This window comes from Pseudoalteromonas sp. 1_2015MBL_MicDiv, from assembly GCF_002407505.1.
Taxonomy (GTDB): Bacteria; Pseudomonadota; Gammaproteobacteria; order Enterobacterales; family Alteromonadaceae; genus Pseudoalteromonas; species Pseudoalteromonas fuliginea.
Window position 1 is genome coordinate 2,360,601 of the sequence record NZ_CP012737.1, and the last position, 13,957, is coordinate 2,374,557.

At 38.8% G+C, this 13,957-nt stretch carries 12 protein-coding genes; 6 read left to right on the forward strand and 6 right to left on the reverse strand.

Annotated elements, in window-relative coordinates; genetic code table 11:
* Positions 1 to 16: 16 nt before the first annotated feature.
* The 3 genes from plsX to yceD are packed head-to-tail and all read right to left on the reverse strand — an operon-like array spanning position 17 to position 1,774.
* The gene (gene plsX, locus AOR04_RS10625) at positions 17 to 1,057 is read right to left on the reverse strand and encodes a phosphate acyltransferase PlsX (RefSeq protein WP_007375268.1); all 1,041 of its coding nucleotides are present in this window, start codon (positions 1,055 to 1,057) and stop codon (positions 17 to 19) included.
* A 12-nt stretch (positions 1,058 to 1,069) separates the two neighbouring features.
* Positions 1,070 to 1,240, reverse strand: a complete 171-nt coding sequence (gene rpmF, locus AOR04_RS10630; protein WP_002962381.1) for a 50S ribosomal protein L32 — start codon at positions 1,238 to 1,240, stop codon at positions 1,070 to 1,072.
* A gap of 9 nt (positions 1,241 to 1,249) precedes the next feature.
* Complete coding sequence (yceD, locus tag AOR04_RS10635) at positions 1,250 to 1,774, reverse strand: 23S rRNA accumulation protein YceD (RefSeq protein ID WP_007375269.1); 525 nt, start codon at positions 1,772 to 1,774, stop codon at positions 1,250 to 1,252.
* 131 nt (positions 1,775 to 1,905) lie between these two features.
* Between yceD and AOR04_RS10640 the strand changes: the two genes are divergently transcribed.
* A complete protein-coding gene (locus AOR04_RS10640) occupies positions 1,906 to 2,505 on the forward strand; it encodes a Maf family protein (protein ID WP_033037821.1) in 600 nt (199 codons plus the stop codon).
* 9 nt (positions 2,506 to 2,514) lie between these two features.
* On the opposite strand, the gene AOR04_RS10645 is transcribed toward AOR04_RS10640, so the two are convergent.
* Complete coding sequence (locus AOR04_RS10645) at positions 2,515 to 3,177, reverse strand: HAD-IA family hydrolase (protein ID WP_096793330.1); 663 nt, start codon at positions 3,175 to 3,177, stop codon at positions 2,515 to 2,517.
* Complete coding sequence (rluC, locus tag AOR04_RS10650; RefSeq protein ID WP_002962392.1) at positions 3,174 to 4,133, reverse strand: 23S rRNA pseudouridine(955/2504/2580) synthase RluC; 960 nt, start codon at positions 4,131 to 4,133, stop codon at positions 3,174 to 3,176. Before rluC ends, AOR04_RS10645 begins: the two co-directional genes overlap by 4 nt.
* A gap of 774 nt (positions 4,134 to 4,907) precedes the next feature.
* On the opposite strand from rluC, the gene rne reads away from it, so the two are divergent.
* Positions 4,908 to 8,129 carry a ribonuclease E gene (rne, locus tag AOR04_RS10655; RefSeq protein WP_096793331.1) on the forward strand — a complete coding sequence of 1,074 codons (3,222 nt, stop codon included), beginning with the start codon at positions 4,908 to 4,910 and terminating at the stop codon, positions 8,127 to 8,129.
* Between the two features lie 622 nt (positions 8,130 to 8,751).
* Here rne and yejK read toward each other — a convergent pair.
* Entirely contained in the window at positions 8,752 to 9,768 is a 1,017-nt protein-coding gene (gene yejK / locus AOR04_RS10660) for a nucleoid-associated protein YejK (RefSeq protein WP_007375275.1), read from the reverse strand.
* 62 nt (positions 9,769 to 9,830) lie between these two features.
* Between yejK and AOR04_RS10665 the strand changes: the two genes are divergently transcribed.
* The 4 genes from AOR04_RS10665 (at position 9,831) to aceK (ending at position 13,955) form a co-directional block, all read left to right on the forward strand.
* Positions 9,831 to 10,043: a DUF1414 domain-containing protein gene (locus tag AOR04_RS10665; protein ID WP_007375276.1), complete on the forward strand. Its 213-nt coding sequence runs from the start codon at positions 9,831 to 9,833 to the stop codon at positions 10,041 to 10,043.
* A gap of 5 nt (positions 10,044 to 10,048) precedes the next feature.
* Complete coding sequence (locus tag AOR04_RS10670) at positions 10,049 to 11,545, forward strand: DUF3413 domain-containing protein (protein ID WP_096793332.1); 1,497 nt, start codon at positions 10,049 to 10,051, stop codon at positions 11,543 to 11,545.
* 102 nt (positions 11,546 to 11,647) lie between these two features.
* On the forward strand, positions 11,648 to 12,124 hold the full coding sequence (locus AOR04_RS10675; protein WP_096793333.1) for a hypothetical protein: 477 nt from the start codon (positions 11,648 to 11,650) through the stop codon (positions 12,122 to 12,124).
* Positions 12,125 to 12,236: 112 nt separating this feature from the next.
* The gene (gene aceK, locus AOR04_RS10680; RefSeq protein ID WP_008139195.1) at positions 12,237 to 13,955 is read left to right on the forward strand and encodes a bifunctional isocitrate dehydrogenase kinase/phosphatase; all 1,719 of its coding nucleotides are present in this window, start codon (positions 12,237 to 12,239) and stop codon (positions 13,953 to 13,955) included.
* Positions 13,956 to 13,957 lie beyond the last annotated feature (2 nt).

Genomic DNA, 13,957 nt, shown 5'->3' on the forward strand with positions numbered 1-13,957 from the left:
ATACACGGCACATCAATTATTGATTAACCGCCGTGTCTTTAGAATGTGTTTTTTCGAAAATAGCGGCTATTTTATCAGGAAGTTGACGTTCAACCTCCTTTACCGCTTCATCAATTGCTGCTTGAAATGCTTTAGCTGACGCATTTCCATGACTTTTAACGACAATACCGCGCAATCCTACCAGAGAAGCACCGTTATACTGGTCGGGGTTCACCCTTTTATAGAGTTTTTTTATTATTGGACGCAATATAAACGCCATACATTTATATAAAAGGTGCTTTTCGAGCGCAACTGTAAACTTATTCATAATAAGCTTGGCAATGCCTTCGCATGTTTTAAGTGCAACGTTACCCACAAAACCTTCGCATACAATAACATCAGCCTTGCCAGAAAAAATATCGCTTCCTTCGCTATAACCAATGTAATTAATATGTGGGCTTTGCTGCATTAATTGTGCAGCCTGTTTAATGTCATCGTGACCTTTAATATCCTCAGCGCCAATATTTAATAAGCTAACGCGAGGGTTATCGCAGCCAAGTGCTTGGCCAGCAACTACAGAGCCCATAATGCCAAACTGATACAGCATTTGCGCATCGCAATGCACATTAGCACCTAAGTCGAGTAAATATACTGGGTTTTTAAGCTCTGTAGGAACGGATGAAATGAGTGCAGCACGTTTTACACCTGGCAGCATTTTTAGCACATAGTGAGCCATAAAAAATAGCGCACCAGTATTACCTGAACTAACACACGCTTGAGCTTCGCCTGACTTAACTAAATCAAGGGCAACACGCATAGATGAATCTTTTTTTGAACGCACAGCAATTGCAGGTTCACAAGCATTAGTGACTATTTCACTACAGTGACGAATTATGAGTCTAGGATGAGGTAAGGAATCGAGGGATTCGAGTTCTTTAGATATAACGTCTTCATTGCCACATAAAATGAGAGTTAAATTGGCATGAGCGTTTACTGCGTGAACGGCAGCAGGAATAGATGAACGGGGGCCGTAATCGCCCCCCATCATATCTAACGCTATGGTTAGATCATTCAGCATATAAGTAATCTCTTATTTAGAAATTACTTGAACGCCTTTGTAGTAACCATCTGCAGTCACATGGTGACGACGATGAGTCTCACCAGATGTTTGATCTACAGTTAAAGTTGGACCACTGATCGCATCGTGTGAACGGCGCATGCCGCGTCTTGCACGAGACTTTTTGCTTTTTTGTACAGCCATAGTCTTCTCCTAAGAATCTTTCTTAAGTTGTTTCAAAATATCAAATGGATTAGGTTTATCATCTTCCGCCTTTAAAACACCAAAGCTGGCAGGCTTTGCTGAATAACTGCATGAAGCTTCGTTGTGGGTAGCTACTAATGGAATTGCTAAAATTAGTTCGTCTTCAATTAAATCAAAAACGTTAACTTCACCATTTTCATCAAGCGCTACTTCATCGTAGTCTTCTGGAAAAATATCTAACTCTGTATCTTCACCTACTGGTGAATATGCAAAGTCTTGAACCAAATCCAACCCTAAATCACCATTACAACGTTGACAAATGACAGTCACGTGTGTGGACAAATTGCCTCTAATCACAGCGAAACCTTGATCATCATTCTTGCAATGTATTTTTACCGCTATTTCACCTACTTCTTCCTGCACAACTTTCTCTAAACGAGTAAGTTTTTCAAGCGGTACAATTCCGTCATACTTTAAACGGTGCTGCGCTGCTTTGCCTGGATGAAGAGTGATGGGAATTTTCACCTTTTGCATAGGGGCTGCATCATATAGATAGTTAGTTTGTTAGTCAAAGTAAAAAACCATTTTTACTTGGTTTTTAACGTGTTTTACTCTCGGATCTGATTTATCCTAACTCAATCTGAATTATCTTAGGGAAACAGTCCGTGAAGCACCCACTTATTTTAGCGTCAAGCTCGCCTTTTAGGCAGTCTTTATTACAAAAATTTAATTTACCATTTGATACATTTTCACCAGACGTTGACGAGTCAGCACTTGAATGCGAAACACCTACCGAACTGGTTAAGCGTTTAAGTGAATTAAAAGCCTCTGCAGCTAATAAACACTTTAACAAAGGGTTAGCTATTGGATCAGACCAAGTAGCTGTGTTTAATAATCAAATTTTAGGTAAACCACACAATAAAAAAAATGCCGTAAAACAACTAAATTTATTTAGCGGTAATACTGTAACATTTTTAACTGGGCTTTGTGTTTACGATATTGTAACTGGAACAAAAAAAACCTGCGTAGAACCGTTTAATGTGACGTTTAAAACACTCAGTGATGCACAAATTAGTGCTTATTGCGACGCAGAGCAGCCATATAACTGTGCTGGGAGTTTTAAAAGTGAAGGGTTAGGTATTTGTTTATTTGAAAAGTTAAGCGGAGACGATCCTAATAGCTTAATTGGGTTGCCACTAATTAAACTCAGCCAATTACTGGCTGAGTTTGGTATTGATGTACTTACCGCTCAAAACAAGTTCTAGTTAAATAAATTAGCCAAGCAAAACCTGTTGCAGCTGCAGATAGTTATCTACCGTTGCAACCGGATTAAGCTCATTTAATTGCTGTGCGTTGTGCACCCCCATGGTTGCACCAATTCTATCCATGCCTGCAGCTTTTGCCATTGTCATGTCTATTTGAGTGTCACCAATCATTACGGCATCTTGAGCGCTTATGCCAAGTTCTTCAAGTAATTGATACAGCATATCCGCAGACGGTTTAGACAGTGCGTCATCGCTTGTACGTGTTGCACTAAAAAAATGTCTAAGTTGGCTTTGATCAAGCAAGCGCTCTAATCCATCTCGACCTTTACCTGTGGCAACAGCTAAAACAATGCCTTGCTTTTTTAAAACAGTTAAAACGCTGACAACATTAGCAAATACAGGAGTTGGCGTGGTATCAACACTATATTGGTGTTTATACCCTTTAATTAGCGCTTGATGCTGCGCGGTATCATCAGGAAATAAAACATCAATTGCTTTTTCAAGCGACATACCAATAATATTTTTAATTGCTAAATCACTTGGTGACACTAAATTAAGTGACTCAGCACTACTACGAATACAGTTAACTATTTTAGTGACTGAATCCATAACGGTGCCATCCCAATCAAAAATGACAAGCTTATATTTTTTAATTGGCGTCACTGCAATCATTGTTTTGCGTCTCGTAATTTTAGTAATGTATTTTTAAGCGTTTTATCAAGGGGCGCTTCAATACGCATCGTTGTTTCGTTTTTAGGATGATAAAAACTTAAATCGTGTGCATGTAAAAATAATCGGTTTAAGCCAACTTTACGCATAGATTCATCAAACCCTTGATCGCCGTATTTATCATCACACGCTATTGGATGACCTTTACACTGCGTATGCACACGAATTTGGTGTGTACGACCTGTAACAGGCGACGCTTGTACAAGCGAGCAATCATTAAAACGTTCAAGTACTTTAAAACGCGTATGCGAAGGCTTGCCCTCAGTGTTATCTACACGTACTACGCGTTCACCCGATTTAAGCGTATTTTTACGCAGCCCTTCGGTTACATTTTTAGTTTTAGAGTCCCACTGCCCTTCAACTAGTGCCCAATAATTTTTTTCCATTGTTTTTTCACGAAGCTGTTCATGCAATGCTGTTAACACCGAACGACGTTTTGCTATAAGTAAACAACCCGATGTATCACGGTCAAGCCTGTGAACTAGCTCAAGACTGCGCTCCTCTGGGCGAAGCGCGCGCAAAGCTTCAATTAAACCATAACTTAAACCACTGCCACCATGAACAGCCATGCCTGAAGGTTTATTTATAACGATAAGGTATTTATCTTCAAATAAGATATCGTTTTCAAGGCGAGTTACTTTATCTAGTTTTGATGGTACAAACTCTTCACGCTCAGCAACCCTGATAGGTGCAATACGAAGCACATCGTCAAGCTGTAGTTTATATACAGGCTTAATACGCTTTTTATTAACGCGTACCTCACCTTTGCGCAAAAGTTTATAAATAGCGCTTTTAGGCACCCCTTTTAAATGGGTAATAAGAAAGTTATCAATACGCTGACCTAAATGGTCTTCATTGATCGTGACATAAGTTACTTGTAAGTCGTTTTTTTCTGACATTGCCTAATCACTAATTTAAGTAAAATAATTTAGTTGCTAACACTGTAATAATAGTGGGATAATCAGCAGCGCAAATATTTAGTATTTGCAAATAACAACGGTGCTTTTTAACACATTAAAACATTCGTGATGCACATTCTGGGTAGCCGATCATACAGATCCGAGTTAAGTTTTCCAAAGCTTTTATACATACCTAGTCAACACGTGCGATCAATTAACGGCAATGCGCGTAATATATTGCTGGTTAAGTTTGAACATGAAGTGGTTTTTAATGCGATTGAGAAAGCAATGAACAGATAATTTGTCTGATAGTGACGACGTAAAAACACGTCGTTCAGCATTTGCTCAATTATTGTAGTACCGTACAGCAGCTTATTTAGAACTAAAAAAATCTAATAAATAAGCGTTCATTAACATTGGTAGCAACTTTTGCTCTTAAAATGGATATTAGTGATACATAAATATGTATTACTCACCAACTTAATGAGCCCTACGCACCTAATATGAATGACATTTAGTAAGATTGATATGACAGGCCAACTTCTGGGTAAAACATGTAAACGTAGCTGAAAAGCCGACTGTTTTAACACCATTTAGAATTTAATAACGGTAATACACGTTATTGTTTGCCAGCATTTAAAATACTGCGTACGAAAATACAGAGCCGTTCCGTTAAAGACCCAGTCGTGAGGCTGCACATTCTAAAAATAGGAACAACTGAACAGGCGATAAAAACATCGTCATGTCAGCGACATAAATAAGTAGAGTAACAATATGAAACGTATGCTAATCAATGCAACGCAGCAAGAAGAAATGCGCGTAGCACTGGTTGATGGCCAGCGCCTATATGATTTAGATATAGAAAGCCCAGGTCACGAACAGAAAAAAGCCAATATTTATAAAGGCAAAATAACCCGCATTGAACCATCTCTTGAAGCAGCATTTGTTGAATACGGTGCTGATCGCCATGGTTTCCTCCCTTTAAAAGAAATAGCCCGTACTTACTTCCCTGCAGGTTACACTTTTCACGGTCGTCCGAATATTCGCGACGTAATCAAAGAAGGTCAAGAAGTAATAGTACAAGTTGATAAAGAAGAACGAGGCCAAAAAGGCGCAGCGTTAACTACTTTTATCAGCGTTGCTGGTAGTTACTTAGTTCTAATGCCTAACAATCCTCGTGCCGGTGGCATTTCTCGCCGTATTGAAGGTGATGAGCGCACTGAACTTAAAGAAGCATTAGGTCGTTTAGAATTACCTAAAGGTATGGGCTTAATTGTTCGTACTGCTGGTGTTGGTAAGTCATTTGAAGAACTTAACTACGATTTAAAAGCATTATTAGTACACTGGGAGGCTATTGGCCAAGCAGCCGACAGTGCTAAAGCTCCTTTTTTAATACACCAAGAAAGTAACGTAATATTTCGCGCCATTCGCGATTATTTACGTCGCGACATTGGTGAGATATTAATTGATAAACCACGTGTTTTTGAAGAAGCTAAAGCGCACATTGAGCGTTTTCGCCCTGATTTCATGAGCCGCGTTAAGCTTTATCAAGGCGATACGCCATTATTTACACATTATCAAATTGAAAGCCAAATCGAGTCAGCGTTTCAGCGTGAAGTGCGTCTTCCGTCTGGTGGTTCAATAGTTATTGACCCTACTGAAGCATTAACATCTATCGATATTAACTCGTCTAAAGCAACAAAAGGCGGTGATATTGAGGAAACAGCACTAAATACTAATTTAGAAGCTGCTGATGAAATTGCACGTCAGTTACGTCTTCGTGATCTAGGTGGTTTGATTGTAATCGACTTTATCGATATGACCCCTCCACGTCATCAACGTGAAGTAGAAAATCGCTTAAAAGATGCTGCTCGCCCAGATCGTGCTCGTGTTCAAATTGGTAAAATCTCACGCTTTGGTTTACTTGAAATGTCGCGTCAGCGCTTGCGTCCTTCATTAGGTGAAGCAAGCCAGGGCCCATGCCCTCGCTGTAGCGGACAAGGGACTATTCGTTCTAACGAATCAATCGCACTTTCTATTCTTCGCTTAATTGAAGAAGAAGCAATAAAAGACAATACGACACAAGTAAATGCACAAGTGCCTGTTGCTGTTGCCGCTTATTTGTTAAATGAGCAACGTCGTAGTGTTCATCGTATTGAAAAACATCATAAATGTGATGTAGTGATTATTCCTAATCAACATATGGAAACACCACATTACGAAGTTATGCGTTTACGTAAAGACGAAACACTTGAAACGGTAAGCTACGGACAAGTTATTGCGCCTGAGCCTGAAGTATTTGAGATGTCTAAATCTCCAAGTACACCAGTACGTGAAGAGCCAATGCTAAAAGGTGTAGTAATGCCTTCTACACCAGCTCCACAAGCAGCGCCTGCACAAACAGCTAAGCCAGTGACCAAAGAGACTAAAGCTAATGGTGGCTTATTTACAGCAATCACTAAGTGGTTTAAGTCGTTATTTGCTACTGAAACGGTAGAAGAGAAAAAAGAAGCCGCTGAAAAGCAGCAAGAAGAAGCACGCAATAACCGCAGAGGTAACGATAACCGCCGTCGAAATAACAATCAACGTCGTCGAAATAACCCTCGCACTAAGCCTCGTGCTGAACGCAGCAATACTGATCAAGATGAAGCTAAAACTGATTCACCAGTAACTAACGAGAACCAAGAAAGAAACGAAAATCGCAACAAGCGTCGTCGTAATCCTAACTCTCGTAAGCGCCCAGAGCATAAAAACCAAGAAAAAGATCAAGTTAAAACTGAAGCCCCTGCAAAGGCGGAAGTAGAAACTGATTCTAAACTAGCACAAGCTGCAGAGCCTAAAGAGCAGAAGCCTAAAGTTCGCCGTCAACGACGTAATTTACGTAAAAAAGTACGTTTACAAGACGAAAATGCTGAACAAGCAAAAACAGTAGATAAAATAACAGAACAAACTGTGGTAAGTGATGAAAAACCACAAGTTAAAGAGCAAGTTACGCCTACTGTAGAAAAGCAAACGCAAGCTCCAGCAGAAAAAACAGCGCATATTAAAGAAGAGAAAGTTGACGTTGTTGATTCTAACGATGAAACATCTGCATCTGATGAAGAACAAGAGCAAACACGTACACGTTCACGCCGCTCTCCTCGTCATCTTCGTGCATCTGGTCAACGTCGCCGCCGACCAGAAGGTGAAGGTTCTGAAAACAAATCAGACGAAACACCTGCATTTGTACCAGTAGCAGATCAAGCTGCAGCTGAGTATGAAGCTGAACTTAAAGCTAAATCGCAAGAAACCGCTGTTGATGCTTCTGAAAAAGTTGAACAAGCACTTGCTGTAGAAGACTTGGCTAAAGTTGAAGCGGTTAAAGAATCAGCTGAAATTGAAGCCCCTGTAGTGACTGAGCAAGCAGCTGAAATTGAAGCACCTGTAGTGACTGAGCAACCAACTAAAGTTGAAGCGCCTGTAGTGACTGAGCAACCAGCTAAAATTGAAGCGCCTGTAGTGACTGAGCAACCCGCTAAAGTTGAAGCACCTGTAGTAACTGAGCAACCAGCTAAAGTTGAAGCACCTGTAGTGACTGAGCAACCCGCTAAAGTTGAAGCGCCTGTAGTGACTGAGCAACCAACTAAAGTTGAAGCACCTGTAGTGACTGAGCAACCAGCTAAAGTTGAAGCACCTGTAGTGACTGAGCAACCAGCTAAAGTTGAAGCACCTGTAGTTACTGAGCAACCAGCTAAAGTTGAAGCGCCTGTAGTGACTGAGCAACCAGCTAAAGTTGAAAAATCAGTACAGCATGTTAAAACCGTCGTTTCGCAAGGATCTGCAAGTGCGCCAATGGCACAACCTACTCCTGTAGCTGATAGCGAAGTAAAACATATCTCTGTTGCAATGGCTCACGACAAACGTGAACTAGTACCCGACAGTGGCTTACGTGCAGGCTCAATCAAACCTGCTGGTCGTGCAAGCTCTGCAATGACTAAAACAATGAGTGCTGATTAGTAACTAACGCTCATTAAAAAGCCCCGCTATGTACTCAATAGCGGGGCTTTTTTGCTTTAAGTGCTATGTAAAGCGCTTCTAACGTGATCAAGCTCTACAAGTAAACACCAAACGTTAAATCCATAACCTGTATGCTGGCGTTTAAAAATAACGTTTTTACCAAAATTATTAACTAGCAGTACCTTTTTAATGCATTGCAATACATTAAAACTCACCTCACCTTTTTTAATTCACTATTTAAAGCTTTGAGAAGCTGCGCTTCTAACGTGAGCAAGCTCTACGTCTACAGATAAGCACCAAACGTTAAATCCATAACCTGTAGACGCACAGCTTGCTGGCGTTTAAAAACGACGTTTTTACCAAAATTGTTAACTAGCAGTACCTTTTTAATGCATTGCAATACATTAAAACTCACCTCACCTTTTTTAATTCACTATTTAAAGCTTTGAGGAGCTGCGCTTCTAACGTGAGCAAGCTCTACGTCTACAGATAAGCACCAAACGTTAAATCCATAACCTGTAGACGCACAGCTTGCTGGCGTTTAAAAATAAGTTTTCTCATAAAAAAAACGCGGTCTACTTGCCGCGTTTTCAATAAAGCTAAAACATTATTTATGTAACGTTTATTCTTGCTCTTGTTCCATAAAACGTTGTAACTGATCTTTTAAATTTGGCGGAATACCTTTAATCACTAAGGTATCAGTCGCTTCATTATAAGTAACGCGCTCACCTAAATGTTTACGCTCAAAACTTACACTTACGCCACCACCTAGACCTGAAAACTTAACCATACTGGTTACCGTTTTTTTATCTACAGGGAAGGTTTCTTCTAAGTCATAGCTTTGTTCTTTACAAAAACTATCGAACGGGCTGTCATCGCCTTTAGTGAGCGTTGCTGAAAGCTCGCTTACGCTGGCATCTTCGCCTGTAGTTACGCAATCATTACAGTAATCAAATACTTGTTTACGTAAGTCGTCTTTTTCTGATTTATCAAACTGTTGCTCTGATAAATAATCCTCTACTGCGCTAAGCATTACTTGGCTTTGCTGTTTTGAATCAATACCCTCTTCACAACCTAAAAAGTCTAAGAAAAAGTCAGCAACTTTACGTCCAGCTCGTCCTTTGATAAATGAAATATAACGGTTGTCGTCAGCTTGTGTATCCCACGCTGTTAAGTCGATGCGAGCAGCGAGTTGCATACGCGATATATCTAAATGGCGAGAAGCTGCTAAATCAAGCTCTGAAGTCATTGAATAATGCTCTTTGATGTTAATCATCGCAATTAACATGTAATCGGTAGCAACATACTGATAATGACAAAATACTAAATAACCTGTTTCGCTAAAAGCATACTTATCAAGCTCTTCTTTTAAGACTGTTGAAGCTTGCTCTGTCATATGCCAAAAGCCCAACTCATCATTACGGTAACTTTGCATTGCTGATGCTACAATACTGTTTTTATCTCCACTGAAAGCACAATAACCTTTACCAGGTTTACCGTTGTACGCATGATGTAACTGCTCAATGAACACGGCCACTTTATCGTTGATGATCATTTCATCATTTCGAAGGTGAATTTGCGTATCGTCGTCTTTTTTGTCTACATAATGAACGACTAATTTTTTAACGTCTGTTGTCATCTTTGTTTTTCACGCCTCTAGTGTTAAAATACGGGAATATAACTATTTTATTGAACCAACTGATGCCAATCTTATCAAAATACTCTAATGAAGAAGTAGAACAAATCGTCGATCAGCTTATTGATGTGCTAACTAAACATAATGCACCGGTTGATTTAAGCCTTATGTGTTTAGGAAATTCTATCACGCATATCTTAAAAGAGCATGTACCAACAGGGAAAAGACAAGCCGTAACTGAGAACTTTGCAAAAGCATTGTCACAGTCGGTTAAATAAACTCTATGAACTTATCGCAGCACAATCAGTTTTCATCAAAAGCGAGTCAGTTATTAAGCTGGGGGCATTGGTTCACCTTTGCCAACATCGGCTTAGCGCTATTTATTAGCTTAAGCTATTTATTTGCCGATTCGCCACCAATTAGCTTTATGGGCATAACTTATATGCTAGTGACATGGCTTAGCCACACTAGTTTTATTGCCTTTTTAGCATTTGTGCTGACGGTATTTCCGCTTAGTTTGATTTTCCCCTATCCTAGGCACATTCGTGGAATGGCTGCTGTAATTGCTACGTTTGGCGCATCACTGCTTACTCTTGATGCTTATGTGTATGTTAATTTGGGCTATCATTTAAGCACTTCCGCTTTGCCTGAAATCATCTCACTGCTGTGGCATCGATTAACAAGTTCGCCTGCTTTAACAACTCTTTTTGCCGGCGGTATTGTTCTGCTAATCTTAGGTTTTCAACTCGTTGCCAGTAATCTTACATGGCGGCATTTAGCGCGTCTAAAACAGTTTAAATTTGCACGTTACGCAAGCTCATTTTTAGTTATATGTTTTGCGCTTAGCCACAGCATTCATATTTGGGCAGATGCTAACTTAAAATTTGATGTAACAAAGCAAGATAATGTTTTACCACTTTCATATCCTACAACAGCTAAAAGTTTGTTAGCTAAAAATGATTTACTAGATATCGAAACATATAAACAAGCTCATAGCGTTAAAATTAATAACCAAAATATTAACTACCAAATACCAACTCCTCTTGAGAAATGTGAAGATTACACTCAGGCTAATATCGACATTTTTGTTTTTGAAACCGACCAACAATTAGCCGACTTTATTTCAGAAAATAAAGGTCTACATAAAACAGAGCAATTTTTACAGCCAACTAATCATAGCGACATGCTATTTAGTTTGGTATACGGTTTACCTGCCTTTTATAAAGTTGCGATAATTGAAGAGCACACTCTTCCCGCATGGCAGAGCCAACGTCGCAGTATTGAAGTAAGTGGTATTAACGAGCTGAGTTTTATTAATGACCAAGCTCACACTAACAGTGCGATTAGAGTTATTAGCGGTTCAAAAGTTGTATCCCCACGCGATAACGCAACGCAAATATTTGCTTTTAGCTTAGTAAATGATACTCAAGAAGTGGTAAGTACATCAACCTTATACAGCTCAGATAAAAGAATCTCAAAAATTGAAGGCTTAATTCAACCAAGTGATTTAATTGCGACTAGTGTCGGTCAGTACTTAAATTGTAAAGCGATTGCCAAACAAACAATGTTAGGTGTTAACTTATACAAGAAAAAAGACAATATGGGTGTTAATTACTCCCAAGGTGTAGTCATAGCATACAAAAAAGATAGGATCACATTAATAGACTCTGATGGGAATTTTAAAAACATCTCTGCCGCTGAAGGGTTCTCTATTGAGCAAGGTTTAGATATTCCATTTTTAGTACAAAGCATAAAGAAGTTAAAAACTTTCACTCAATAACTGTAATCCTGACCTAGCTTGCTATAACGTCAAGCTAGGTTATAGTTTTTATTTTGGAACTGCGTTTTTAGCAACGCAAAATAAATTCATGGATGCCCTGCTATGATTAAACTTGTTAGTTACTTATTTTATTCACTTTGCATCTTTATCTGCTTTTATAATAACGCCACGACTTACTACAAATGCGTGACAGAAAAAGAGACTGTTTTTTCTCAGTTTCCTTGCGATCATCGCGCAACTACATACAAAGTAAATACCACAAACATACTGCAAAATGGCCCTGAAGTTGATTATAGAAAACAACTAAACGATCTTGAGCGAGAAAGGCTTTTGGCTGGGTTACAAGCTGAACTTCGCAGTAACAACCATAAATTAACGATACTCGATCGTGAAAAAGAGCGAGCTGAATACAAGCAACAACAGCGCCTTAACCATATTTTAGCCGACGATGAGAAAAATAGAATAACTAAAGATATTACCAAGAACATTAAACGAATTAATAAAGAATATAAAAAAGAAGTATCTGCTATTGCTAAAAAAATTAAAGAACTAGAAAAAAAAATATTAATATACAAATAAAACGCTCATAAAGCATTATGAGCGTGTTCGTAATTTAGCTTGGTTTTAAACTTAAAATAACATACCCTTAACACAATAGAGTATAAACTCTAACGTATAATAAGGAATGCTTATGCAGCCACATCGTATTGCTGAACTAATTTTAACTGGCTTTAAAAAGCACTATAAGCTATTTCAAAAAACCACGGCAAAGGCTCCTCTCGCTTTTGCTAATAAAGATTGGCAAGCAATTAACGATATAAGCCGTTTACGTATTAGCTATTATGATGATCGTGTTAACGAAACGACACAATTTTTAAAAATAGAACATCCTACAGATACCCTTGATGAATCTCTTTGGCTTGCAGTAAAAAAAATATATCAACACTTTTTATGCTTTCATCCACAAGCAGAGCTTGCCGAAACATTCTATAACTCTGTATTTTGCCGTCTTTACCATAGACGTTACTTTCATAATGACTTTATATTTGTACAAGCCACATTAAAAGACGCGCCATCTGTACCGGTTGAATCCGAGTATAGAAGTTATTTCCCGGTAGTTGATGGTTTAAAGCCTACGATAAAACGTATTATCAATCACTTTGATTTTAAAGCCCCATTTGTAGATTTAGAACGAGATATACGCTTGCTTGTTAAAGCATTTTACAAACAAGCCCCCGATACTCACCACCAACCTTGGCAAATGCGCTTTGATATATTACATACTGCATTTTATCGTAACAAAGCGGCGTATATTGTTGGCCGTGTAGTTTCTCAAAGCGGTGTGCAACCTTTTATTATTGCAGTACTACATCATAAAGATAAAGGCTTATACTTAGACGCCTTGCTCACTAAATCATCACAAATGCGTGTTATTTTTGGCTTTGCGCGTGCTTATTTTATGGTGGAAACTCATGCACCTTCAGCGTTGGTAAGGTTTTTAAATCAGCTAATGCCAAACAAAACAATTGCAGAGCTATACAACGCGATCGGTTTTCATAAACAAGGCAAAACTGAATTTTACCGCGAGTTTTTAAGTCATTTAACGCATTCAAGTGATGAGTTTACAATTGCACCTGGTACACCGGGCATGGTGATGATGGTATTTACCCTCCCCTCTTTTGGTTATGTATTTAAAGTCATTAAAGATAAGTTTGGTGAAAGCAAACCATTTGGTCGCAACACCGTTTTAAAGCGCTATCAGCTCGTAAAGAGTCACGATCGCGTTGGGCGTATGGCTGACACTATAGAGTATTCTAATGTCGTATTTCCTTTGGCTCGTTTTGATAGTAATTTGCTTGAGCAATTACATAAAACAATTGGCTCCTCTATGATAATTGAAGGCGATTGGTTGATTATAAAACACCTTTACATTGAACGGCGCATGACACCACTAAATCTGTTTTTAGAAAACGCTGATGACGAAAGTGCAGCAGATGCAATAGAGGAGTACGGCCAAGCACTTAAAGAAATGATTGCCGTTAATATATTCCCTGGTGATATGCTATTAAAAAACTTTGGGGTAAGTAAGCATAAACGTATTATTTTTTATGATTACGACGAAGTACAATACCTTACAGATATGAACTTTAGAGAATTACCTAAAGCTAAAAATTACGATGACTATTTAATGAGTGAACAAAGTTACTCTGTCGCTCCACAAGATGTTTTCCCGGAGCAGTTATGTACTTTTGTTACACCTAACCCAACTTATAAACAGTTTTTATTAAGTACACATCCCGAATTAGTTGATGTTAGTTTTTGGAAGCAAGCACAGCAAAACATAAAAAATGGGCATGTGAGTCATATTTACCCATACCCGACAGCACAGCGCTTTATTCACCATTGGTAGGC

What these genes read in the sequence shown, in the direction of transcription:
- AOR04_RS10670 (WP_096793332.1), top strand. Translation starts at nt 10,049, where the DNA reads ATGAACTTATCGCAGCACAATCAGTTTTCATCAAAAGCGAGTCAGTTA.
- AOR04_RS10665 (WP_007375276.1), top strand. Translation starts at nt 9,831, where the DNA reads ATGCCAATCTTATCAAAATACTCTAATGAAGAAGTAGAACAAATCGTC.
- rne (WP_096793331.1), top strand. Translation starts at nt 4,908, where the DNA reads ATGAAACGTATGCTAATCAATGCAACGCAGCAAGAAGAAATGCGCGTA.
- yejK (WP_007375275.1), bottom strand. Translation starts at nt 9,768, where the DNA reads ATGACAACAGACGTTAAAAAATTAGTCGTTCATTATGTAGACAAAAAA.
- plsX (WP_007375268.1), bottom strand. Translation starts at nt 1,057, where the DNA reads ATGCTGAATGATCTAACCATAGCGTTAGATATGATGGGGGGCGATTAC.
- aceK (WP_008139195.1), top strand. Translation starts at nt 12,237, where the DNA reads ATGCAGCCACATCGTATTGCTGAACTAATTTTAACTGGCTTTAAAAAG.
- AOR04_RS10675 (WP_096793333.1), top strand. Translation starts at nt 11,648, where the DNA reads ATGATTAAACTTGTTAGTTACTTATTTTATTCACTTTGCATCTTTATC.
- rluC (WP_002962392.1), bottom strand. Translation starts at nt 4,133, where the DNA reads ATGTCAGAAAAAAACGACTTACAAGTAACTTATGTCACGATCAATGAA.
- rpmF (WP_002962381.1), bottom strand. Translation starts at nt 1,240, where the DNA reads ATGGCTGTACAAAAAAGCAAAAAGTCTCGTGCAAGACGCGGCATGCGC.
- AOR04_RS10645 (WP_096793330.1), bottom strand. Translation starts at nt 3,177, where the DNA reads ATGATTGCAGTGACGCCAATTAAAAAATATAAGCTTGTCATTTTTGAT.
- yceD (WP_007375269.1), bottom strand. Translation starts at nt 1,774, where the DNA reads ATGCAAAAGGTGAAAATTCCCATCACTCTTCATCCAGGCAAAGCAGCG.